Here is a 23,253-nt window from a genome sequence, read left to right on the forward strand (position 1 = left end):
CAGAAAATGATCCGTCACACCGTCGTCTTCACGCTGAAGCATCCGCCGCATTCGCTGGAGGAAAAGAGATTCCTGGTCGACGCCAAGAAAGCCCTCTCGGCGATCAGAGGCGTCACGCATTTCGAGCAATTGCGGCAGGTCAGCCCCAAGAACGACTATCGCTTCGGCTTCTCGATGGAGTTCGCCGACCAGGCCGCCTACACGAGGTATAACGACCATCCCGACCATGTCGCCTTCGTGCGCGACCGTTGGGTCCCGGAAGTCGAGACCTTTCTCGAAATCGACTATGTGCCGCTGGGCGCGGTGATCTAGTCGGCCACCTTCCACTGCTCCCGCGATTCGCTGGCCGGATAGACGCCCAGGATTCGCACCTCGCGGGAGAAGAAGCGAAGTTCGTCCAGCGCCAGCTTGACCAGGGGATCGTCGGGATGGCCCTCGATGTCGGCGTAAAACAGCGTCGCCGTGAATGCCCCCAACTGGTAGCTTTCCAGTTTGGTCATGTTGATGCCGTTGGTGGCAAAACCGCCCATCGCCTTGTAGAGCGCGGCCGGCACGTTGCGGACGCGGAAGATGAAGGTCGTCATCATCTTGGTGTCGGCTGACGGACGCTCGGCCCATTGCTTGTTCTTGGTCAGAACAACAAAGCGGGTGACGTTGGAGTCGGTGTCCTCGACATTCTCCTCGATGATGTCGAGCCCGTAGAGCGTCGCGGCCAGCGCGGGCGCCAGCGCCGCCATGGTGCGGTCCTTGACCTCGGAGACCAGCTTGGCGGCACCCGCCGTGTCGCCGGCGACTACTGCCTTCCAGCCGTTCTTGCGAATGTATTTGCGGCACTGGCCAAGCGCGTGGATGTGGCTGTGCACGGTCTTGATCTCATCGCGCTTGACGCCGGGCAGCACCATCAGCTGAAAATGGATCGGCAGGAAATATTCGCCGACGATATGCAGCTTCGATTCCGGCAGCAAATGATGGATGTCGGCGACGCGCCCGGCAATGGTGTTCTCGATCGGGATCATGGCGAGATCGGCCTTGCCCGTCTCGACCGCGTTGAACGCATCCTCGAAGGTCGGGCACGGCAACGGCTCCATCGAGGGATAGACGTTGCGGCTGGCTGTGTCGGAATTGGCGCCCGGCTCGCCCTGGAAGGATATTCTGTTGGTCGTCTTTTCAGGCATGCCCAAGTCTCGGTTCAAAGTGTCTCTGGTTGAAGGGATTCTTCAGTGTGAAAGGATGGTTCTGGCGCGTTCGAGGTCTTCGGGCGTGTCGACGCCAAGCGGCAGCGAGCGCACGATCTCGGCGTCGATACGCATGCCGGCTTCCAGCGCCCGCAGCTGCTCCAGCCGCTCGCGCCGTTCGAGCGGCGACGGCTTCAGCGCGACGAAGCGCTCGAGTGCCGCGCGGCGATAGGCATAGAGGCCGACATGGTGATACAGCGCGCCCTCGCCCCATGGGGCGGTGGCGCGGGTGAAATAGAGCGCCCTCAGCCGGGTGCCGGAGAGCGGCGAACCGACGATCTTGACGACGTTCGGATTGGTCTTTTCCTCGTCGCGGATGATCTCGACGCCGAGCGTGGCGATATCCACCGCGGCATTCTCGAAAGGCCTGAGCGAAGCGATGATGATCTGCGGATCGATCGTCGGCAGGTCGCCCTGCACATTGACGATCGTTTCGACCTTGCGCTCAGGATCGAGCGCGACCAGCGCCTCGTGGATGCGATCGGAGCCGGATTCGTGGTCCACGCGTGTCATCACGGCCTCGAACCCGTGCGCGCGCACCGCTTCCGCCACGCTTTGCGTGTCGGTCGCCACCACCACCCGGCCGAGGCCGGCTTCAGCGGCGCGGCGGGCGACATGGACGATCATCGGCGCGCCGGCGATATCGGCCAGCGGCTTGCCCGGCAGGCGGGTCGAGGCCATGCGGGCCGGGATCAGGATCAGGGTGGACATGCGCGTTGCAGGGCGTCTCGAAAGAGGAAGGGAAAAGTGGCAAAAGGTCTCACTGGAAGCGCCCTTATAGGTGTTGCAACGCCCGAGCAAAAGACCTAGTTTCCGCCCGATTTGACCGCCTTCGCAGGGTGGGTCACGATACCGACGGACGGAGTGGACGGTTCGGTCCGCCGGAAAAGGGAGCAAGGGGCGTATGGATTCCAACGAAGTCAACAAGCTGCTCGCCGGATTGCTCGGAACCGTTTTCGTGGTCTTCTCGGTCGGCCTTGTGTCCGATGCGCTGTTTGCCTCGCCGGCCCCGGAAAAACCCGGTTTTGCCATCGAAGCCGCCGAGCCCGCGGAAGGCGGCCCGGCCGCTCCTGCCGCCGCAGCCAAGCCGATCGCCGACCTGCTGGCGACCGCCAATGTCGAGGCGGGCGCTGCCGTGTTCAAGAAATGCCAGGCCTGCCATTCCGGTGAAAAGGGCGGCCCCAACAAGGTCGGCCCCGATCTGTGGGATCTCATCGACCGTCCGGTCGCAGAGCATGAGGGCTTCGCCTATTCGGCCGGCATGAAGGAATTCTCCAAGGGCGGCACCGAGAAGTGGACCTACGACAACATCAACCACTTCATCACCTCGCCGAAGAAATTCGTGAAGGGCACGGCCATGGGCTTTGCCGGCCTGCCCAAGGACGAGGACCGCGCCAACGTCATCGCCTATCTGCGCACGCTGTCGGAAAATCCCAAGCCGTTGCCGGCGCCGGGGGCCGCCGCCGATGCGACCGCGCCGGCCAAGCCTGCCGATGCAGCCGCCCCGGCGAAGCCGGCTGAGGCTGCCGCTCCCGCCAAGCCGGCGGCACCCGCGGCTCCGGCTGCGCCAGCTCCCGCCGCACCGGCACCGGCGCCTGCCCAATAAACAAATTGTCACCTCGACGATCTTGAAAAAGCCGGGTTCAGCCCGGCTTTTTTGTTAGGATGATCGCATATGTAGCGACAAAGCCGCGCATTGCGGTTCTCACGAGCGGCAAATCATCTAGATTGCCTGTCTGGATTGATCAGGGACACGCAGCGCGAAGAGGATAGTGCATGACGGTTGGCCGAACGCTTCTCAAGTCGTTGCTGACTGCGGCCCTGCTGGCGGCGGGATTGCAAGCGACCCAGGCCGACGAATGGCGCACCACCTCATCGCTGATCGGCGAGTCCAAATACGGCGACAATTTTCAGCACTATGACTACGTCAATCCGAATGCGCCCAAGGGTGGCACGCTGAATTCGGTTGTGCTCGGCACTTATGACAGCTTCAACCCCTATGTCGTCCAAGGATCGCCGGCCGCCGGCCTGGTCGGCTTCGGCGGCGGCCTGCTGTACGACACGTTGATGGAGCAGGCGACCGACGAAGGCAGCACCAGCCATCCGCTCATCGCCGACGCCTACAAATATCCGGCCGACTATTCCTCGGCGACCTACCGGCTCGACCCGCGTGCCAAATGGCACGACGGCCAGCCGATTACTGTCGATGACGTCATATGGTCGTTCCAGGTGCTGAAGGCCAATAGCCCGATGTACAGCCGCTATTTCGAGAATGTCACCGATGCCGTAGCGATTTCGGACCGCCAAGTCGAATTCCATTTCAGCCAGAAGGGCAACCGGGAACTGCCGAAGATCATCGGCGATCTCGTCGTTCTGCCCAAACACTGGTGGGAGGGCGACGATGCCAACGGCAAGAAGCGCGACGTCACCAAGCCGACGCTGGAAATCCCGCTCGGCTCCGCTGCCTACAAGATCGCCAGCTTCAAGCCGGGCTCGGAAATCGTCTGGCAGCGCGTGCCGGATTACTGGGCGGCCAAGCTGCCGGTGAAGATCGGCCGCGAGAATTTCGACACGCAACGCTTCACCTATATTCTGGACGACAATGCTGCCTGGCTCGCCTTCACCAAGGGCGGATTGGATGACGTGAAGCCGGAAAACAGTTCGAGGCGCTGGAAAACGGCCTATGATTTTCCGGCAGTCAAAACCGGCGACGTTATCAAGCAGGAATTCAAGACCACCTCGCCTGAGCCGATGCAGGCTTTCATGCTCAACCAGAGGCGCCCGCTGTTCCAGGATCGCCTCGTTCGCGAGGCACTGACCTACCCATTCGACTTCGAGACCATGAACCGAACCCTGTTTTTCGGTTTCAACACCCGCACATCAAGCTATTTCCAGGGCACCGAACTGGCGTCGAGCGGATTGCCGCAAGGCAAGGAACTGGAGATTCTGGAAAAGTATCGCGACAAGCTGCCACCCGAACTGTTCACCCAGGAATTCAAGCTCCCGGTCTACGATTCGCCGCAAGCAGAACGGAAGTACCTGAAGCAGGCCGTCGATCTCTTCGCCAAGGCAGGCTGGGTGATCAAGGGCGGCAAGATGGTCAATGCCAAGACCGGCGAGCCGTTCAAGTTCGAGATCCTTGGCTGGAACGACACAGACCAGGTGATCTCCAGCCCCTATATCGCCAATCTGCGCAAGATCGGCGTCGATGCGACTCTGCGCCTGATCGACCAGACCCAGTACGTGAATCGCGTCAACAATTTCGATTTCGACGTCATCATATCGCAGCTTGGTCAGTCTGAATCACCAGGAAACGAGCAACGGGATTTCTGGAGTTCGAAGGCCGCCGATCGGCCCGGCTCGCGCAATTACGCTGGCATCAGGAATCCAGTCGTCGACGATCTGGTCGACCGCATCATCTTCGCTACCGACCGCGATGATCTGGTTGCCGCCACCCATGCGCTCGACCGGGTACTGTTGTGGAATTACTACGTCGTGCCACAGTATTATCGAGCCGTGGTCTGGCTGGCTTACTGGAACAAATTCGGCATTCCCGACAAGCAGCCAGCCTATGTCGGCACCGACCAGAATTCCTGGTGGATCGACCTCGACAAGGAAAAAGCGCTGGCCACCAAATACAGGGGCAGCAATTGATGGCGGTCCTTGCCCGCCGCGACTTCCTGGCACTGGGCAGTGCTGCCGCGGCCGCCGCTTTGCTGCCCGGCCGGGCCTTTGCCACGGTCCCGACCGGCATCAAACTGCACGGCCTGTCGGCCTTCGGCGACCTGAAATACAAAGCGGACTTCGCGCATTTCGACTATGTCAATCCGGACGCGCCCAAGGGCGGCCAGATGAATTTCGCGCCGCCCAACGCTACCTTGAATCAGAGCTTTCTCACTTTCAACACACTGAATTTCCTGGTGTTGAAAGGCGATGCGCCGCCGCGCGCCGAACTCTGTTTCGATTCTTTGATGGCAAGCGCGCTCGATGAGCCGGATGCGGTCTATGGCCTGCTTGCCGAGTCCGTTACCTTGTCGCAAGACCGCAATGGCTTCCGCTTCGTGCTGCGACCGCAAACGCGTTTCCACGACGGCTCGCCGCTGACCGCCGAAGACGTTGCCTTCGCCTTGAAACTCTACAAAGACCAGGGCCACCCGAGCCTTTCCAAGGCGCTGCGCTACATGACGGAAGCGGTCGCGACCGATCCCGTCACCCTCGATCTCACCTTCAACGGCGAACAGTCCGCACAAAACATCCTTGCGATCGTGTCCATGCCGATCGTGTCCAAGGCCTTTTATACGGCCAATGATTTCGACGCCTCGACGATGACGCCGCCGCTCGGCTCGGGACCATACAAAGTCGGGCGCGTGGCAGCCGGACAGACCGTCGAATATGAACGCGTCGCCAACTATTGGGGCCGCGATCTCGCCGTGAACCGCGGCCTTTACAATTTCGACCGCATCCGTATCGACTTCTATCTCGATCGGCAGGCCGCGTTCGAGGCCTTCAAGAAAGGTGACACGCATTTCCGCGAGGAATTTACCGCGCGGGTATGGGCGACCGGATACGACTTTCCGGCGCTGAAGGACGGCAAGGTCGTCAAACGGGAATTTCCCGGCGAAAAGACGCCAGACATGCAGGGTGTCGCGCTGAACCAGCGTCGTCCGCAATTCCGCGACGAGCGGGTGCGGCGGGCGATAGCCCGATGCTTCGATTTCGAATGGATGAAGCGGGCGCTGTTTTACGGCTCTTACGAGCGTTCGCAATCGAACTTCGAGCGGTCGGACTACAAGGCCGGAGGCATGCCATCGCCTGGGGAATTGGCCCTGCTGGAGCCGTTCCGGGCCGAGTTGCCGCCAGAGGTCTTTGGCGAAGCCGTGACGCAGCCGCTGTCCGACGGTTCGGGCCATGACCGCAAGCTGCTGGGCGAAGCTTCGAGATTGCTTGCGCAAGCCGGCTGGAACCGCGCCGGCAGTTTCGTCGTCAACGACAAGGGTGAGCGGCTGAAGGTTGAAATGCTGGCAGAAGATGACGGCATCGTTCGCATCTTCACCCCATGGTCCGAGAATATGAAGGCGATCGGGATCGACGCCTCGATCCGGCAAGTCGATTCGGCACAGTATGAACAGCGGCACAGCGATTTCGACTTCGATCTTACCGTACTGCATTGGTCGATCGGGGCGACGCCGACTGTTGACGGCCTGGAGATGCTCTATGATTCCCGGATGGCGAAAACGCCGGGACAGCGCAACTATCCCGGGACGGAGAGCAAAGCCATCGACGCACTGATCGTGGCGGCCGGCAAGGCGCAGAGCCGAAGCGAACTCGTCACCGCGCTCAGAGCGCTCGACCGGGTCTTGCGCGCGCGGCTAGACTGGATTCCAACATACTATCTGGCGAATCACCGCGTCGCCTATTGGGACATGTTCGGTTTTCTCGAGCAAAAGCCCGATTTCGGCTTTCCGGTCGAGACGCTGTGGTGGTTCGATAAGGGCAAGGCGGCAAAAATTGGCAAAGGCTGAGATGTTCGCTCAAGCAGGGCAAAAGGCCTGATGGGCGCCTATATCCTGCGCCGCATCCTGTTGATGATCCCGACCCTGTTCGGCATCATGGCGATATCCTTCGCCGTCATCCAGTTCGCCCCCGGCGGCCCGGTCGAACAGGTCATCGCCCGGCTCACCAACCAGGGCGGCAGCGATCGCCTCGGTAGCGGCGGTGGCGACGCAGGCGGCGGCGCCAATTTCGACGCCGCCGGTGACGTCAGCTCGAAATATCGCGGCGCGCAGGGTCTCGATCCGGAATTCATCAAGAAGCTGGAGAAGCAGTTCGGCTTCGACAAGCCGCCGCTCGAGCGCTTCGGCATGATGCTGTGGAACTACGCCCGCTTCGATTTCGGCGACAGCTACTTCCGCGACATTTCAGTGCTCGACCTGATCCTGGAAAAGATGCCGGTGTCGATCTCGATCGGGCTGTGGATCACGCTTTTGTCCTATCTGATCTCGATCCCGCTCGGCATCCGCAAGGCGGTGAAGGACGGCACCCCCTTCGACGTCTGGACCAGCGGCGTCGTCATTGTCGGCTATGCCATTCCGGGCTTCCTGTTCGGCATCATGCTGATGGTGCTGTTTGCCGGCGGGTCGTTCTGGGACTGGTTTCCACTGCGCGGCCTGACGTCCGACAATTGGGACCAGCTGTCCTGGTCGGGCAAGATCATCGACTATTTCTGGCACATGACCTTGCCGCTGACCGCGCTGGTGCTGTCGGCCTTCGCCACCACCACGCTGTTGACCAAGAACTCGTTCCTGGAGGAGATCCGCAAGCAGTATGTGGTGACCGCGCGCGCCAAGGGCCTGTCGGAATGGCAGGTGCTCTACGGTCACGTCTTCCGTAACGCCATGCTGATCGTCATCGCCGGTTTTCCGGGCGCCTTCATCTCGGCCTTCTTCACCGGCTCGCTGCTGATCGAGAACATCTTTTCCCTTGATGGCCTCGGCCTGCTCGGCTTCAGGTCGGTGGTCGAGCGCGACTATCCGGTGGTGTTCGCCAATCTCTACATCTTCTCGCTGCTCGGGCTGTTCGTCGGATTGCTGTCCGACCTGCTCTACACCTGGGTCGATCCGCGCATCGATTTCGAGCGGAGAGACGTCTGATGTCGGACACGACCGCGACCACGGAAGCGGCACCGGAGCGGATCGCGCGGCCCTTGCTGTCGCCGCTCAACAAGCGCCGCCTGCAGAATTTCAAAGCCAACCGGCGCGGCTACTGGTCGCTGTGGATCTTCCTCGTCCTGTTCGTGCTGTCGCTGTTTGCCGAACTGATCGCCAACGACAAGCCGATCATCGCCTCCTACAAGGGCGAGATCCTGTTTCCGGTGCTGGTCGCCTACCCCGAGGAGAAATTCGGCGGCTTCTATGCCGTCACCGACTATCGCGACCCGGTCATCCAGGACGAGATCAACGCCAATGGCTGGATGATCTGGCCGCCGGTGCGCTACTCCTACCAGACCGTCAACAACGCCATTCCGGAAGCAGCCCCTGCCAAGCCGTCCTGGCAGTATGACGCCAAGGCGCGCTGCATCCAGTATCCACAAGGGGCAGCCGACCCAGCCTGCATCGTCGGCAACTGGAACTGGCTCGGCACCGACGACCAGGCGCGGGACGTGCTGGCGCGCGTCATCTACGGCTTCCGCATTTCGGTGCTGTTCGGCCTGATCCTCACCGCCGGCTCGGCCTTGATCGGCGTCGCGGCCGGCGCGGTGCAGGGCTATTTCGGCGGATGGACCGATCTCCTGTTCCAGCGCTTCATCGAAATCTGGTCGGCGATCCCGGTGCTCTATCTGCTGCTGATCGTCGCCGCCATCCTGCCACCGGGCTTCTTCATCCTGCTTGGCCTGATGCTGTTGTTCTCCTGGGTGGCGCTGGTCGGCGTGGTGCGGGCCGAATTCCTGCGCGCCCGCAACTTCGAATATGTCAACGCGGCCCGCGCGTTGGGCGTGCCCAACCGCACCATCATGTTCCGGCACCTGTTGCCCAACGCCATGGTGGCGACACTGACCTTCATGCCCTTCCTGCTCAGCGGCTCGATCTCGACGCTGACCTCGCTCGACTATCTCGGCTTCGGCCTGCCGCCTGGCTCGGCCTCGCTTGGCGAACTGTTGAAGCAGGCGCAACGCAATCTCAACGCGCCGTGGCTCGGCATTTCGGGCTTCGTTGTTATCTCGCTGATGCTGTCGCTGCTGGTCTTCGTCGGTGAGGCGACGCGCGACGCCTTCGATCCGCGCAAGACGTTCAAATGAGCGACACTCCCCTGCTCAGCGTGCGAGATCTCAGCGTCGCCTTTGCGCAAGGCGGACAGCCGTCGATGGCGGTCGACCACATCTCGTTCGACATCGCCAAGGGCGAGACGGTGGCACTGGTCGGCGAATCCGGCTCGGGGAAATCGGTGTCGGCGCTGTCGGTGCTGAAGCTGTTGCCCTATCCCAGCGCCAGCCACCCATCTGGAAAGATCCTGTTCCAGGGCGCCGACCTCCTTGCCGTGAGCGAAAAGCAGTTGCGGCAGGTGCGCGGCAACAAGATCACCATGATCTTCCAGGAGCCGATGACATCGCTCAATCCGCTGCACACGATCGAGCAGCAGATCGTCGAGATCCTGAAGCTGCATCAGGGCATGGCTGATCGCCCGGCCAAGGCGCGCACGCTGGCCTTGCTCAACGAGGTTGGCATCCGCGACCCGCAAAAGCGCCTCGATGCCTATCCGCACCAGCTGTCCGGCGGCCAGCGCCAGCGCGTGATGATCGCCATGGCGCTGGCCAACGAACCCGAACTGCTGATCGCCGACGAGCCTACGACGGCGCTCGACGTCACCGTGCAGGCGCAGATCCTCGAGCTGCTGGCGGAGTTGAAGAGCCGCAAGGGCATGTCGATGCTGTTCATCACCCACGATCTCGGCATCGTGCGCAAGATCGCCGACCGGGTCTGCGTGATGACCAAGGGCAAGATCGTCGAGACCGGGCCGACCAAGGAGATCTTCGCCAACCCGCAGCACGCCTATACGCGCCATCTCCTGGCCGCCGAACCGAAAGGCAAGCCGCCGGCGGCCAACGCCGCAGCCAAGCCTGTCATGACCGGCAAGGACATCAAGGTCTGGTTTCCGATCAAGCAGGGCTTCTTCCGCCGCACCGTCGACAATGTGAAAGCGGTCGACGGCATCGATGTCACCGTTCGCGCCGGCCAGACGCTGGGCGTGGTCGGCGAATCCGGCTCGGGCAAGACGACGCTCGGCCTGGCGCTGGCGCGCATGATCTCGTCGACCGGAAGCATCCAGTTCAACGGGCGCGATATCAACCAGCTCTCCTTCAACGCCATGCGGCCGTTGCGGCGCGAATTGCAGATCGTCTTCCAGGACCCGTTCGGCTCGCTCAGCCCACGCATGTCGATCGCCGAGATCATCGAGGAGGGCCTGAAGATCCACGAGCCGAAGCTGTCGCCCGACCAGCGCGACGCGCGCGTCGCCGATGTGCTGAAGGAAGTGGGGTTAGACCCTGCGACACGCAACCGCTACCCGCACGAGTTTTCCGGCGGCCAGCGCCAGCGTGTCGCTATTGCGCGCGCCATGGTGCTCAACCCGCGTTTCGTCATGCTCGACGAGCCGACATCGGCGCTCGACATGAGCGTGCAGGCGCAGGTCGTCGACCTTTTGCGCAGCCTGCAGGCCAAGCACGACCTTGCCTATCTGTTCATCAGCCACGACCTCAAGGTCATCCGGGCGCTGGCCAATGACGTCATCGTCATGCGCAACGGCAGGATCGTCGAAGCCGGGCCTTCCGAGCGGATTTTTGAAAATCCGCAAACGGACTATACTCGGGCGCTGATCTCGGCCGCCTTCAAGATAGAAACGGCGCCGGTCGGCATCGTCAGCGAGTGATTTGCGTAAAAAGGGACTAGAAGACCACGATGGAAAAAGGCCGCATCCTGCTTGCCGTCACCGGCTTTCATCCGCAGCGCTGGCGCGACCTGCTGTCGGCCGAGCGTGAGGTGGTGCTTGAGCCCGACGGCGCCAGCGACCCGTCGATCACCTACGCGGTGGTGTGGAAGCAGAAGCCGAACCTTCTGGCGTCGCTGCCCAATCTGCGCGCCATTTTCTCGATCGGCGCCGGCGTTGACCACATCTTCGCCGATCCCGGCCTGCCCGACGTGCCAATCGTCAAGGTCGTCGCCGACAACCTCACCCAGTACATGACCGAATATGTCGTCTGGCGGGTCCTCGACCATCACCGCCAGGGCCTGCTCTACCGGTCGCAGCAGCCGAAGAAGATCTGGCACGAACCACAGCAGCGGCCAGCCAGTGATATTTCGGTCGGCATCATGGGGCTCGGCAATCTCGGCCGCGCCGCGGCCTCGATGCTTTTGTCGCTCGGCTTTGCCGTCAATGGCTGGTCACGCAGCGAGCGGCCGATGAAAGGTGTTGCGACCTATTCCGGCGAGGCCGGATTGATCCCCTTCCTCAAGGCGACCGATATCCTGGTCGTGCTTTTGCCGCTGACGCCAGACACTCACGGCATCATCAACTACGGCGTGCTGAAGGAGCTGAGGAAACGCAACGGCCTCGGCGGCTCGGTGCTGATCAATGCCGGACGTGGCCGCCTGCAGAAGGACGCCGACATCATGCGGGCGCTGGATGACGGTACTCTGAAGGAGGCGAGCCTCGATGTGTTCGAGGTCGAACCGTTGCCCAAGACCAGTCCGCTGTGGGGACATCCGAAAGTGTTCGTGACGCCGCACGCGGCGGCGACCTCCGACCCCGTCCACCTGGTGCCGATCATGCTGCGCCAGATGGACGCTTTCGAGCGCGGCGAAAAGCTCGACAATTTGGTGGACCGCAAGGCCGGGTACTAGAGCAATTCCAGGAAAAGTGTGAAACGGTTTTCCCGGGAAAAGTGCATAGCGCTTTCCCTTGGGAATTGCGTCAAAACAAAGGGATAGAGCGCCCGCGTTCTTCTGGATTGAGGCCGATGCGCGTTGATCGCCTCCAGACCTAACCAGGCAGCGCCAATTTCTTCTTCTGCTCGTCTGGCTTGCCGCAGTCGCGGCGATCAATCGACCGGTTCATGGCATCGATCTCGCCGGTCGCCTTGTCGGCGTCGCGCTTGGTCTTGGAGCGCACGTCCGGCGTGAACGGGCCGAAGCCCATTGCCGGATTGGAGAAGGTCGGCTTGGCCTTCGTCGACAGATGATATTGCTGCGCCAGCCCGTTGCGCTGCGACAGCAGCTGGTCGCAGGGCACGCTGTCATACTGCAGGGAGGATTGTATGTCGGCGTCCTGCCGCTCGGCCATTGAGCTGCCCGCGCAGCCGGCGGCCACAAGGCAAGATGCCAAGACAATCATGTTCCAGCGCATCGACTATGCTCCTCCTGATATCCCGCCTTGATGCGACCAGATCGCAAATATCAGTCGCGCATGCAAATCGGACTTTTTCGCAGCACGGATGCCTGCGGGGATGATGAAAGATAGCCTCCTCAACCTGCCGGCGGCTTGCCTGCCACAACGACCAACCCGTCGACGGGTTCCCAGCGATCCTGCCGGATCACGGTCGTTTCCAGCGACAGGATCGAAAACTCGCTGGCAGCCAGGACGTCACGCACATAGCGTTGCGAATGTGCGTAGCGGCGCGACGGCTGCAACACAAAATCGCCAGTGCCGGTCAAGCTCTCGACGGAAAAGGCGAACAGGCCATCCCTGGCCAGCAAGCCGGCAATCGTCTTCACCACGCTATCGAGCGCCCCGACATAGATGAAGACATCGGCGACGGTCACCAGATCGGCTTTCGGGCCGGCATAGGAAAAATCCCGCAGATCGGCCTTGCCCAGGACATCGTAGACGCCCTTGGCCCGCGCCTGCTGCAGCATCCTGGCCGAAATGTCATATCCCTCCAGCCGATCCGCGATCGGCCGCAGCCTCTGCCCCATCAGCCCGGTGCCGCAGCCGAGATCGAGCGCCAGCGGAAAGCGGCCCGGCCTGGCGGCTCGAATGGCCTGATCGAGCAACTCGGGCAGCCGGTACCCCAGCCTGTCGACCAGCGATTCATCGAAGCTCACGGCATAGTGGTCGAACAGCGTCTCGACGAAGGCGCTGGGCAGCGCGTCGGCTCGCGGCGCCTTGCCGATCAATTGCAGGTTAAGGGCTGCACCCTGACGATCCGTCGGATCGAGCTGCAGCGACATCGTCCATGCCTGGGCGGCCAGATCCGGAGCACCCGCCGCCTGCTGCATTTCGCCGAGGCGAAACCAGCCCATCGCCCATTGCGGCGTCAGTTCCAGTGCGCCGAGCAGCAATTCCACTGCTGCCGCATGATCGCCATCCGCGTGAAGCATCTCGGCGTAGTCGGCGCGGCGATCGGCGTTCAAGTCGCCGGACGAAGCCTGAAGCGGTTTCATGGCGATGGGGTCCTGTCGGAGGATGGAGCCGACGGTGCTGTATGCGGGAGTCAGCAGTCACTTACAACAGGCTTCCCGCAGCGGAATTATATCCTATCTTGGGATCATGCGCGCCAGCGACCTGCTTCATCCCCGGCCCGAGGGCCTCTACTGCCCGCCGGGCGATTTCTTCATCGACCCGGTGCGGCCGGTGAACCGGGCGCTGATCACGCATGGCCATTCCGACCACGCGCGTTCCGGCCACCGTTCCGTGCTGGCAACACAGCAGACGCTCGACATCATGGGCTTGCGCTATGGCGAGCATTTTGCCGACACGACGCAGGCAGCACTGCCCGGCGAGACGATTGTCATCAACGGCGTCAGCATCAGCTTCCATCCAGCCGGCCATGTACTTGGCTCGGCGCAGATAGCCGTCGAGCACCAGGGCACGCGCATCGTCGCTTCCGGTGACTACAAGCGGCGGAAAGACGCGACCTGTGCGCCATTCGAGCCCATCCAATGCGATGTGTTCATCACCGAGGCGACTTTCGGCCTGCCAGTGTTTCGCCATCCACCCGACATGGAGGAGATCGCCCGCCTGCTGAAATCGGCGGCGCAATTTCCCGAACGCTCGCATCTGGTCGGTGCCTATGCGCTCGGCAAGGCGCAGCGGGTGATGCGGCTGTTGCGCGACGCCGGCTACGACAGGCCGATCTACATCCATGGCGCGCTTGCCAAGCTCAGCGACTATTACCAGAGCCAGGGCATCGACCTCGGGACGCTCGAACCCGCAACGGTAGAGGACGGCAGGCAAGATTTCGCGGGCGCCATCGTGGTCGGACCGCCTTCGGCTTTCGCCGACCGCTGGGCGCGGCGCTTTCCCGATCCGATCTCGTGCTTTGCCTCGGGCTGGATGCGCATCCGCCAGCGTGCCAAGCAAGGCGGCGTCGAGCTGCCGCTGATCATCTCGGACCATGCCGACTGGGACGAGCTAACCGCCACCATCAAGGAGACCAGAGCCGAGGAGATCTGGGTGACGCATGGCCGCGAGGAAGCGCTGGTGCGCTGGTGCGAGCTCGAAGGCATCGCGGCGCGACCGCTCCATCTGGTGGGGTACGAGGACGAGGGCGATTGATGGCATGAACCGCTTCGCCGAACTTCTCGATCGCCTGGTGCTGACGCCGTCGCGCAACGGCAAGCTGACGCTGCTGACCGACTATTTCCGCGGCGTCGAGGATCCCGATCGAGGCCTGGCGCTGGCTGCCATCACCGGCGATCTCACCATAGCCGCGGTCAAGCCGGCGATGCTACGCACCCTGGTCACCGAGCGCATGGATCCGGTGCTGTTCGGCTATTCCTACGACTATGTCGGCGATCTCGCCGAGACGGTGTCACTGGTCTGGCCGCAGACGCCCGGGAACATCCCGAACCGTGAGCCGACGCTTGGCGAGGTCGTCGCCAGGCTGCAGGCGGCAAGCCGCTCCGACGGACCGAAGGTGCTGGCTGGGCTGCTCGACAGCGCCGGCATCTCAGCGCGCTTTGCCATCATCAAGCTGGTCACCGGTGGCCTGCGCATCGGCGTGTCGGCGCGCCTGGCCAAACAGGCGCTGGCGGATTTCGGCAAGGTCGATGTCACCGAGATCGAGGAGCTTTGGCATGGTCTGTCGCCGCCTTACACCGCACTGTTCGCCTGGCTGGAGGGCAAGGCCGAAAAGCCCAAGAACACAGCGATGGCGTTGTTTCGTCCCGTGATGCTGTCGAACCCGGTCGGCGACGGCGATCTCGAAAAGCTCGAACCCGCAGATTATGCGGCCGAATGGAAATGGGACGGCATCCGTGTCCAGGCGGTGGCCGAAGGCGGTATCCGCCGGCTCTATTCACGCACTGGCGACGATGTCTCCGGCGCCTTTCCGGATCTCGCCGAGGCCATGCATTTTTCCGCAGCGCTGGACGGCGAACTGCTGGTCGGTGATCCCCGGCAGGCGACGGGCACGTTCTCGGATCTGCAGCAGAGGCTGAACCGCAAGACGGTGACGCCGAAGATGCAGCAGCAATATCCAGCCTTCATGCGCTGCTACGATGTGCTGCAGATCGGCGGCGAGGATTTGCGCGCGTTGCCGTTTCGCGAGCGGCGCGGCCGCCTGGAAACCTTTGTCGGAACGCTCGACCCGAGCCGTTTCGATCTTTCGCCATTCGTCGACTTCGCCGACTGGCAGGCGCTGGAGGAACTGCGCCGGGCGCCGCCGCATCCGATCATCGAAGGCGTGATGCTGAAGCGCTGGGATTCACCCTATGTCGCCGGGCGGCCGAAAGGCCCGTGGTTCAAATGGAAACGCGATCCGCACACGGTGGATGCCGTGCTGATGTATGCCCAACGCGGCCATGGCAAGCGTTCGAGCTTCTACTCAGACTACACGTTTGGCGTCTGGTCCGGCGGGGAAGGCGAGGAGGAACTGGTGCCGGTCGGCAAGGCCTATTTCGGTTTCACCGACGAAGAGCTGAAGCAGATCGACAAGTATGTCCGCGACAACACGGTCGAGCGCTTCGGACCGGTCCGCTCGGTGCGGGCCGACCGCGACAATGGCCTGGTGCTGGAAGTCGCCTTCGAAGGACTCAACCGCTCGAGCCGGCACAAATCCGGCGTCGCCATGCGCTTTCCCCGTATTTCACGGTTGCGCTGGGACAAGCCGGCCAACGAGGCCGACCGCATCGAGACGCTGCGGGCGCTGCTCGATCGCTAGACCCCGGTCGTAAGACCGCCTGGCTAGAAAACGGACTTGAACCCAGGCGGGAAAATGGTTGCTTTTGTGATCATATGCTCCAAGCTTGATCGCCCATTCCAGGCAGGAGAGCATGTGATTTCCCGATCCGACAAGGTTGACCGATTTCGTGCTCTGCACAAATCCGGTTGCTTCGTGATCCCCAATCCATGGGACATAGCCGGTGCCAGGATGATGGTCGGCTTGGGCTTCAAAGCGCTCGCCACGACATCGTCGGGCTATGCGTTCTCCAAAGGCAGGAAAGACGGAGCATTGGAGGTCAGTCGCGATGAGAGCTTGGCATACGCTGCCGAGATAGCGGCCTCGACCGATGTTCCGGTTACCGCGGATCTGGAGGACGGCTACGAAGACAGCCCCGAAGGTGTGGCCGAGACCGTTCGACTCGCGGCGGAGGTTGGACTGGCGGGGTTTTCTATCGAGGACAGGCAGCCGAATTCCGATTTGCCGATACGCGATTTTGATACCGCCGTCGCGCGGATAGCTGCCGCGGCTGACGCTGCGCGAAGATACAACATCGTGTTGACGGCCCGCGCCGATGGCCTCGGCAAAGGAGCATATGATCTCGATGAGGCAATTCGCCGTCTCAAGGTCTTCGAGTCTCTTGGCGCCGAGGTTCTCTATGCACCCGGCGTGCCAGATCTGGCCTCTCTCAAGAAGCTTTGCCGCTCGGTCGGCGCTCCGGTAAATCATGTGCTCGGCCAAGGTGCCTCCGGATTGACCTTTGACCAGATAGCGCAGGCGGGTGTGCGGCGGATAAGCGTCGGTGGCTCGCTTGCCCGCGCAGTCGGTGGAGCGCTGATGACCATATGTCAGGAAATTGCGACGGGCGACTTCACCGCGTTGGAATCGGCGCCGGCCTGGGGTGATCTACGCAGTCCCAAACCGGTGATGTAAGTCAAGCTATGAGGCTTACTTCTCTACCGAGACCCGGATTTCGTAGATGTCCGCGGCCTTGCCCTGCTTGTCGAAGTCGGAATTGATGGCGATCGTGCCGGCCGAGCCCGGGTGCTTGTCGGGAAACTGCACGTCGAACAGATATTCGTTCTGCTGTTGGCCGACCGCGTAGCGCTTGCGGCCGCAGTCGCCCAGTTCGCCGAAATTGCAGTCGACGGAAATCTGCGTCTCCTTGCCCTCTTCGGAGCGGGCAATGATGTCAAACACGGCATGTTTGCCGGCGAGCTTCTCCAGCACGCCTTGCCCGACGTCGAAGCTGATCGCCGAACCGGAGGCGCCTGACCGGATGCGCAGGAACGATCCGGTATCGTCCTTCATCACCTCGGCCTTGGCATCCGACGGGGCGCTGACATGCGACGCGTCGGTCGGCGAAAACACGTTGATCCAGTCGCGCGACTGGTCCGCGGCGCCGGGCTTTGCCGGGCCGCCTTCGGCCGGCGTGAAATCGTCGCCTTCTACGGTCGGCGCCGCTTCGGGCGGGGCGGTATCGAGCTGCGCCTGCGTCTTGAACACGCCGGTCTGCACGGCGAAAAACAGGCCGATGCCGACAGCGGCAAGCAGCGTCACGGTCAGGAAGATGGCGGTCAGCGGCAGGCGACGCCCCCTTATGCGCCGTTCATCGCGGTCGGGCGCGACTTCCGTCGCTGCGCCGGCCGACGCCGGAGCCGACATGTCGATGGCCGGCGCGCCGGGAAGGGTAGCGTCCGGCATGATGTCGGGAACGACCGGCAGCACACGCGAGAGCGGCGCATCAGAGGCGGATGGCATGGGCGCGTCGACCACCGATGGCACGGGGGCGTCGACGACGACGGCGGGTGATGACACCGATTGGCCGGTCTCGGCCGCAGGGGCGGTGTCGGCACCAAGCTCGACCGCCGGTGCATCGCCCTGCGGGCCGACATCCGGCACTGCCGGCAGGTACTCGGATTCGATTTCGGTGATTTTCGCCTGGATCGACTTGCGGCGCTTGATGGCGACTTCCACGGTCACGTCAGGATTGGCCTGGAGCGCGCGGTCGAGCGCGGCAAAAGCCGATCGATAGACCCTTTCGCGGAACGCGCGGTCCTCGGCATTGCCTTTCACCAGGGCGTTCCGGATCGCTTTTTCGATCGCGTCCAAGCGGGTCCCTCTGCACGTTTGCCCAACCTTGCCATGATCGTTAGCCGCAGGCGACCAATCAATCAACGGGCGAGCGGCGCATTCTGCCTCGTCAGGGTGTGCAAAGTCCATTGCGGCGCTGTTCCGGCAACGAAATCAGCCTGTTTCATCGATTTTCACGCGCAGGGCCGATGCGGCCGGCTTCCGACGTCGGCACGACACCCTCGCAGGAATTGCCAAGTCGCATCTTGAATTCGCGGCCGGTTGAGTCTATCACCCAGCCCATCTTGGAGGTCTCAGCCTCCCGGGCCGCTTTAGCTCAGTTGGTAGAGCACATCATTCGTAATGATGGGGTCAGGTGTTCGAGTCACCTAAGCGGCACCATATTTTCCAGTAAAGTTTCAACAAGTTCAAATGGATAGCCCAGAGATTATTCGGCTGCCCTCCAATGTACCACCCCCATCAAGAAGCTTTCAGGCCCGCCAGCGTGAAGCAACGGACTTCGTCCGCTCGCAACCTTTTTCAGTGCCGACCGATTGGCGCCAGGGGAAATTGGGCGAACGGTTCCATCTTGGTGAGGTTGGAGGCCTCGCCTCGGGATCGAACCGAGGCTTCAGAGATTTGCCGTCTCCAGCGTAGCCGCTCCGCCACGAGGCCATCGCTGTCGAAGTAGCGGCCAAATATTTGTAAAAAGGTTAAGCTTGGGAGGCCGATCCACAGAAGAACGATTCGATACACTGAGGGATACGGGGCGCTCTGCTGGAGCAGGGGATCGCGGCGCCGGCGAAGCATATCCGCCATTGTCGCGACCCTGGTTTGGTGTGAAACTCATGACCTCAGCATGGGAGGTCAAAAATGTCCAACAATTTCAAGACCGGAGACGTCGTCAAGCTGAAATCTGGAGGCCCCAGGATGACAATAAGCGACGGCGCGGCCTCAGGCATATTTATGTGCCATTGGTTCAACCGTGAGGGCGACGTGTGGACCCCGCAACATGCCGGTTTCAAGCCAGACCAGTTGGTCGCGGCTGACCAATCAGACTAGCGACTCGGCGGCGAGAGGGGCGGCTGGCGCGGCGTTTGTCTACGGCGTCATTGCGGCCGCTGGCCCCCGCAAGTGGGCTCGTCCCACCGCGCGAACGGATCGGCATTCGCGACCGACGGATTTCTCTCGTCGCGGCGTTTAACGGTTGAAGCGTGACGGCGGCACAGGCCGTCGGCGACGCCCAACCCGGAGACGCCAGGCATGATCAGCCGTTCGATAATCGTTGTTGCCTTGAGTTTGCAGACAGTTGCGGCTCTCGCCCAGACAGCGACGCAGCCGCCCGCCTCTACACCGCCGACCGCCGCACCGGTTGCCCCGGCAGCCAGGTCCGACATCACGCTGGCCAAGTTCCAGAAGCGGCGGGAGAAGGCGATCATGGCGGCGGACACGGACGGCGACGGCAAGATCAGCCTGCTGGAATGGGAAGCCTTTCAGGCGAAACGCAACGTCAAGGGCGATCCCGCCAAATCCTTCGCTCGGATCGATTCCAACCATGACGGCTTCATCGACCGCGCCGAACTCGATGCATTCTTCGCCAAGCGCTTTGCCAGGCTGGACAAGAATGCCGACGGCGTGCTGACGGCCGACGAACTGCCGGGCCATAAAACCGCTCCCAAGCCGGGGCAATGACCAAGAGGCAATGACCAAGAGGCAATGACGCGCGATGAACATCGGGAGTGCGCCGGCTGATGAGCGCCGATCCGGACGAGGATCTGGTTCGCCGTGTCGGCGCCGGCGATCCGGCAGCCGTGCAGACCCTGGTCGCGCGAAAACTGCCGCGCATCCTGGCGCTAGCCGTGCGCATGCTCGGCGATGCGGCGGAGGCCGAGGATGTCGCGCAGGAGACCTTTCTACGCATTTGGCGCCATGCCTCGAGCTGGCGGCGCGGCAATGCGCGCTTCGACAGCTGGATCCATCGGGTGACGTTGAACCTCTGCTACGACCGGCTGCGCCGCAGGCGCGAATGGGTGACCGACGACCTGCCGGAAATGGTCGACCCCTCGACACTTCCCGATGCCCATCCGCAAGAGGACGCGCTTCGGGTCGAACAGGCGTTGCAAGGCATAGCGCCGCGCCAGCGGGAAGCGATCATCCTGGTCTACTACCAGGAGATGTCAAACATCGAGGCGGCGGCGACCCTGCAGATCAGTGTCGACGCTCTGGAGAGCCTGCTTTCGCGCGGCCGGCGGTCGCTGCAGACCATCCTGGCCAGGGATGGCGCCGATGAATGAGAACCGGGCAAGCAGCACCGATGGGCAAGGGGAAGACCATGGCTGAAGGGTCCAGGAACGAGCCGGCGATGGATGCCAAGCGCTTTGCCGCCCTGGCGGCTGCCTATGGCGGTGACTTGCGGCGATGGCCGGAGGCCGAACGGATGGCTGGCTCGGTCTTTGCCGCAAGCGAGGCTGGCCAGGCCATCCTGCGTCATGCCGGGACACTCGACGGTCTGCTTGACAGCTATCGCATCGAGGCCCCGGGCAAGATCCTGCACGGCGCCATCCTGCAGGCCGCCGGCCGGCACCTCGTCCAACGCCGGCGTCAGCGGTTCTGGTGGCTGGGGCTTGGGCTTGCCGGCATTGGTCTGGCCGGCGCCGTGGCAGGATTGGCCCTGGTGAGCATCGTCACGCCAGAGGTCCAGCCGGATCACTATGTGCTGGATGCCAATGCGACCGCGTTCGGCGATGCCGGTCCCGACCGCGACACGATCGAGGAGGACCTATGAACATGAGCCGAAACCTCGTCATCGCGTCGGTGGTGCTCAATGTTTTCCTGGCCGGAGCACTGGCCGGCGGCGCCGTCTGGATAAGAAGCGGCAAGTCAGGCCAGGGCTACTCACTGGAGGCGGCCGGTGGCCGGCTTCCCGAGCAGGATCGCACGGTATTCCGCAAAGCGTTGCGCGACGTTCGCCGTGACTCCCGTCAGGTCATTCTCGATGGCCAGCAAGCCAGGCGCGAAGCAGCAGACCTGCTGCAACAGCCGGTTCTGGACACGACGGCCCTGTCGGCGGCGCTGGAGCGGGCCCGCAATGCCGACGTCACCATGCGCAAGCGGCTGGAGCAGCGCATCGTCGAGTTCGCGGCGGTAAGTTCCGCCGAGGGTCGCAGCGTGCTGGCGGAAGGGCTCACAAGACGTGCCGGACAGCAATCGTCGGCGGTGCCAAAAAAATCGCCGTGACGACCGACGGAAAACGCCGAAGGCGCCGTTTAACAGGAGAAGGGCAGGACCTGCCGGACCGTGTGGTGCGAACAGGTTTTCAACCTTGGAAACTTTCGGAGTATGACCATGAATCATCTGACAAAATACGCGCTCACCGCCGCTCTTGCCGTGACCGGAACGGTTGCGACGGTCGCGGCATCCTCGGCGATGCCAATGGCGCCGCTTGATCGAGCGGCCGCGCCGGCGCTGGTCGAGCATGTGGCCGGGGGCTGTGGACCGGGCTGGCATCCCAATCCCTGGGGACGCTGCGTGCCCAACCGCGTGGTGGTCTACCCTCGCTACTATCGGCATGGCCCGGCGTTCTACGCCTGGCATCGGCACCATGTCTGGCACCGCCGGCATCACTGGTAGGATTGCGCGGGGCCGGCCACTCCATGCCGACCTCCCCGACCCTGGTTGAATAGGCACGAAAACGGCTCGAACGGGCCTCATGCGCCAGACGCATGAGGCTCCAGCAATGGAGGGCTGACTTGGCTGTCCCGGGCTCCAACTCCTTGCCGCCAGATCCGGCACTCGTCGTGTTCAACCGCTTCGGGCTCGGCGCAAGACCCGGCGACCGCGTGATGCTTGCCGGCGACCCGCGCGGCTATCTCAAGACGGAGCTGCGGCAAGCCGACATCGCCATGATCTCGCTTGACGATCCCGCCTATGCCGGCTTGCTGGGCAGCACGCCCGCCATCCAGGCCAGCATGGCGGCAAATTTCCAGCGCAAACTCGACCGCATGGCCGCCGCGGCAGCGCAGCCAGCGACGGCGAGCACCCAAGCGGTGCCCGCCCAGATCACGCCGGTCCAACCCATGGCCGCCCAAGCTATGCCGGAGCCCGCGCGACCCGACAAATCCCCCGTGCCGCCGGTCGAGGCGACGTTGTTCCGGGCGGAAGCACAGGCGCGTTTCGACAAGGCCATTCGGGCCAAGGCCGGCTTCGTCGAACGGCTTGTCTGTTTCTGGTCGAACCATTTCTGTGTCTCGGTGGCAAAGGACAATATCGTTCGGGCCAGCGCCGGCGCCTTCGAGCGGGAAGCCATCCGCCCTTTCGTGCTCGGCCGCTTCGCCGACATGCTGCTGGCGGTGGAACATCATCCGGCGATGCTGTTCTTTCTCGATAACCAGCAGTCGGTCGGCCCGGACTCGCGTGCGGGCAAGAACCGCAAGCGCGGGCTCAATGAAAACCTCGCTCGTGAAATCCTGGAATTGCACACGCTCGGCGTCGGCAGCGGCTATGCCCAAGCCGACGTCACCAGCTTCGCCCGCATCCTCACCGGCTGGACGATGGCCGGTCGCGAAGGTCGGTTGGGCGAACCCGGCAGTTCCGTCTTCAACGCAAACGCACATGAGCCGGGTGATGCGGTGCTGCTCGGCAAGACCTATCCTGCCGGCGGCATGGGACAGGCCGAGGCGGCGCTCAACGATATCGCCCGTCATCCTGCAACGGCGCAGCACATCGCCACCAAACTGGCGCGCCATTTCATCGCCGATACGCCCCCGCCGGGCACAATCGCCCGCCTCGCCAAGGTCTTCACCAAGACGGACGGCAATCTGCGGGCGCTGGCGGGCGCCCTCGTCGACATGCCGGAGGCGTGGTCGATGCCGTTGGCGAAGATGCGCTCGCCCTTCGACTATTTTGCCGCCATCCGAAGGGCGGCCGGCCCCGGCCCGGCGAACGATCCCAGCCAGTCGCTCGGTTGGCTCAGCGCGCTGGGCGAGCCGCTCTGGCAGCCGCCGGGACCGAACGGCTTTTCCGACGGCGCCGACGGCTGGGCGTCGGCGGAGGGCATGAAGATCCGCCTCGACATCGCCTGGCAGGCAGCACGGCAGGTCAAGGAGATCGGCAATCCCGGCGACATGCTCGATGCGCTGATCGGCCCTGCCGCCTCGCCGGAGACGAGACAAGCGATCGCCCGGGCCGAATCCAAGCAGCAAGGGCTGGCGCTGCTGCTGATGGCTCCGGAATTCCAACGACGATAATTCCAGCGCAGATCATTCCAGCGACGATAGCTCCCGTGGAGACGAT

Annotated in this window: 23 protein-coding genes and 1 tRNA gene; 19 read left to right on the plus strand and 5 right to left on the minus strand. The window is 62.9% G+C overall.

What is annotated here, in order from left to right:
• Window positions 1-6: 6 nt before the first annotated feature.
• Window positions 7-312 carry a Dabb family protein gene (locus tag AC1RZR_RS01560; protein ID WP_379104863.1) on the plus strand — a complete coding sequence of 102 codons (306 nt, stop codon included), beginning with the start codon at window positions 7-9 and terminating at the stop codon, window positions 310-312.
• Here AC1RZR_RS01560 and AC1RZR_RS01565 read toward each other — a convergent pair.
• Both AC1RZR_RS01565 and AC1RZR_RS01570 read right to left on the minus strand, forming a co-directional pair.
• A complete protein-coding gene (locus tag AC1RZR_RS01565) occupies window positions 309-1,175 on the minus strand; it encodes a prephenate dehydratase (protein ID WP_481827437.1) in 867 nt (288 codons plus the stop codon). The genes AC1RZR_RS01560 and AC1RZR_RS01565 overlap by 4 nt on opposite strands.
• A gap of 42 nt (window positions 1,176-1,217) precedes the next feature.
• Window positions 1,218-1,946, minus strand: coding sequence for a 3-deoxy-manno-octulosonate cytidylyltransferase (locus tag AC1RZR_RS01570; RefSeq protein WP_477272629.1), 729 nt, complete (start codon window positions 1,944-1,946; stop codon window positions 1,218-1,220).
• Between the two features lie 193 nt (window positions 1,947-2,139).
• Here AC1RZR_RS01570 and AC1RZR_RS01575 point away from each other — a divergent pair, with 193 nt between their 5' ends.
• The 7 genes from AC1RZR_RS01575 (at window position 2,140) to AC1RZR_RS01605 (ending at window position 11,629) form a co-directional block, all read left to right on the plus strand.
• A complete protein-coding gene (locus tag AC1RZR_RS01575; protein WP_379104858.1) occupies window positions 2,140-2,841 on the plus strand; it encodes a c-type cytochrome in 702 nt (233 codons plus the stop codon).
• A gap of 170 nt (window positions 2,842-3,011) precedes the next feature.
• Window positions 3,012-4,889: an extracellular solute-binding protein gene (locus AC1RZR_RS01580; RefSeq protein WP_481827438.1), complete on the plus strand. Its 1,878-nt coding sequence runs from the start codon at window positions 3,012-3,014 to the stop codon at window positions 4,887-4,889.
• Complete coding sequence (locus AC1RZR_RS01585) at window positions 4,889-6,757, plus strand: extracellular solute-binding protein (protein WP_481827439.1); 1,869 nt, start codon at window positions 4,889-4,891, stop codon at window positions 6,755-6,757. Before AC1RZR_RS01580 ends, AC1RZR_RS01585 begins: the two co-directional genes overlap by 1 nt.
• A gap of 30 nt (window positions 6,758-6,787) precedes the next feature.
• Window positions 6,788-7,885, plus strand: a complete 1,098-nt coding sequence (locus tag AC1RZR_RS01590) for a microcin C ABC transporter permease YejB (protein WP_481827440.1) — start codon at window positions 6,788-6,790, stop codon at window positions 7,883-7,885.
• Window positions 7,885-9,030, plus strand: a complete 1,146-nt coding sequence (locus tag AC1RZR_RS01595; protein WP_481827441.1) for an ABC transporter permease — start codon at window positions 7,885-7,887, stop codon at window positions 9,028-9,030. The genes AC1RZR_RS01590 and AC1RZR_RS01595 overlap by 1 nt, the downstream gene beginning before the upstream one ends.
• Complete coding sequence (locus AC1RZR_RS01600) at window positions 9,027-10,658, plus strand: ABC transporter ATP-binding protein (protein ID WP_481827442.1); 1,632 nt, start codon at window positions 9,027-9,029, stop codon at window positions 10,656-10,658. Before AC1RZR_RS01595 ends, AC1RZR_RS01600 begins: the two co-directional genes overlap by 4 nt.
• Before the next feature lie 29 nt (window positions 10,659-10,687).
• Window positions 10,688-11,629, plus strand: coding sequence for a 2-hydroxyacid dehydrogenase (locus AC1RZR_RS01605; RefSeq protein ID WP_481827443.1), 942 nt, complete (start codon window positions 10,688-10,690; stop codon window positions 11,627-11,629).
• 139 nt (window positions 11,630-11,768) lie between these two features.
• Here the strand turns inward: AC1RZR_RS01605 and AC1RZR_RS01610 are convergent, their stop codons facing one another.
• Both AC1RZR_RS01610 and AC1RZR_RS01615 read right to left on the minus strand, forming a co-directional pair.
• Window positions 11,769-12,131, minus strand: coding sequence for a hypothetical protein (locus AC1RZR_RS01610; RefSeq protein ID WP_477272616.1), 363 nt, complete (start codon window positions 12,129-12,131; stop codon window positions 11,769-11,771).
• Between the two features lie 119 nt (window positions 12,132-12,250).
• Window positions 12,251-13,168, minus strand: a complete 918-nt coding sequence (locus tag AC1RZR_RS01615; RefSeq protein WP_481827444.1) for a class I SAM-dependent methyltransferase — start codon at window positions 13,166-13,168, stop codon at window positions 12,251-12,253.
• Between the two features lie 106 nt (window positions 13,169-13,274).
• Between AC1RZR_RS01615 and AC1RZR_RS01620 the strand changes: the two genes are divergently transcribed.
• From AC1RZR_RS01620 to AC1RZR_RS01630, 3 genes are read left to right on the plus strand one after another with little or no spacing between them, the layout of a single operon-like run.
• Complete coding sequence (locus tag AC1RZR_RS01620; RefSeq protein WP_481827445.1) at window positions 13,275-14,282, plus strand: ligase-associated DNA damage response exonuclease; 1,008 nt, start codon at window positions 13,275-13,277, stop codon at window positions 14,280-14,282.
• Window positions 14,283-14,286: 4 nt separating this feature from the next.
• Entirely contained in the window at window positions 14,287-15,888 is a 1,602-nt protein-coding gene (locus AC1RZR_RS01625; protein WP_481827446.1) for a cisplatin damage response ATP-dependent DNA ligase, read from the plus strand.
• Between the two features lie 54 nt (window positions 15,889-15,942).
• On the plus strand, window positions 15,943-16,821 hold the full coding sequence (locus tag AC1RZR_RS01630) for an isocitrate lyase/PEP mutase family protein (RefSeq protein ID WP_481827447.1): 879 nt from the start codon (window positions 15,943-15,945) through the stop codon (window positions 16,819-16,821).
• Window positions 16,822-16,836: 15 nt separating this feature from the next.
• Here AC1RZR_RS01630 and AC1RZR_RS01635 read toward each other — a convergent pair whose 3' ends face one another.
• The gene (locus tag AC1RZR_RS01635; RefSeq protein ID WP_481827448.1) at window positions 16,837-18,000 is read right to left on the minus strand and encodes a hypothetical protein; all 1,164 of its coding nucleotides are present in this window, start codon (window positions 17,998-18,000) and stop codon (window positions 16,837-16,839) included.
• A gap of 287 nt (window positions 18,001-18,287) precedes the next feature.
• Between AC1RZR_RS01635 and AC1RZR_RS01640 the strand changes: the two genes are divergently transcribed.
• The 8 genes from AC1RZR_RS01640 (at window position 18,288) to AC1RZR_RS01675 (ending at window position 23,207) form a co-directional block, all read left to right on the plus strand.
• Window positions 18,288-18,363, plus strand: a tRNA-Thr gene (locus tag AC1RZR_RS01640).
• A 471-nt stretch (window positions 18,364-18,834) separates the two neighbouring features.
• On the plus strand, window positions 18,835-19,023 hold the full coding sequence (locus AC1RZR_RS01645) for a YodC family protein (protein ID WP_481827449.1): 189 nt from the start codon (window positions 18,835-18,837) through the stop codon (window positions 19,021-19,023).
• A gap of 201 nt (window positions 19,024-19,224) precedes the next feature.
• A complete protein-coding gene (locus AC1RZR_RS01650) occupies window positions 19,225-19,653 on the plus strand; it encodes an EF-hand domain-containing protein (protein ID WP_481827450.1) in 429 nt (142 codons plus the stop codon).
• A gap of 59 nt (window positions 19,654-19,712) precedes the next feature.
• Window positions 19,713-20,255, plus strand: coding sequence for an RNA polymerase sigma factor (locus tag AC1RZR_RS01655; protein WP_481827451.1), 543 nt, complete (start codon window positions 19,713-19,715; stop codon window positions 20,253-20,255).
• 38 nt (window positions 20,256-20,293) lie between these two features.
• Window positions 20,294-20,746 carry a hypothetical protein gene (locus AC1RZR_RS01660; protein ID WP_481827452.1) on the plus strand — a complete coding sequence of 151 codons (453 nt, stop codon included), beginning with the start codon at window positions 20,294-20,296 and terminating at the stop codon, window positions 20,744-20,746.
• On the plus strand, window positions 20,743-21,198 hold the full coding sequence (locus AC1RZR_RS01665; RefSeq protein ID WP_477272596.1) for a periplasmic heavy metal sensor: 456 nt from the start codon (window positions 20,743-20,745) through the stop codon (window positions 21,196-21,198). The genes AC1RZR_RS01660 and AC1RZR_RS01665 overlap by 4 nt, the downstream gene beginning before the upstream one ends.
• Window positions 21,199-21,306: 108 nt before the next feature.
• On the plus strand, window positions 21,307-21,591 hold the full coding sequence (locus AC1RZR_RS01670; protein ID WP_477272594.1) for a GCG_CRPN prefix-to-repeats domain-containing protein: 285 nt from the start codon (window positions 21,307-21,309) through the stop codon (window positions 21,589-21,591).
• Between the two features lie 92 nt (window positions 21,592-21,683).
• Window positions 21,684-23,207, plus strand: coding sequence for a DUF1800 domain-containing protein (locus AC1RZR_RS01675; RefSeq protein ID WP_481827453.1), 1,524 nt, complete (start codon window positions 21,684-21,686; stop codon window positions 23,205-23,207).
• Window positions 23,208-23,253: the final 46 nt, after the last annotated feature.

The sequence above is a fragment of the Mesorhizobium bavaricum genome (genome assembly GCF_056781655.1).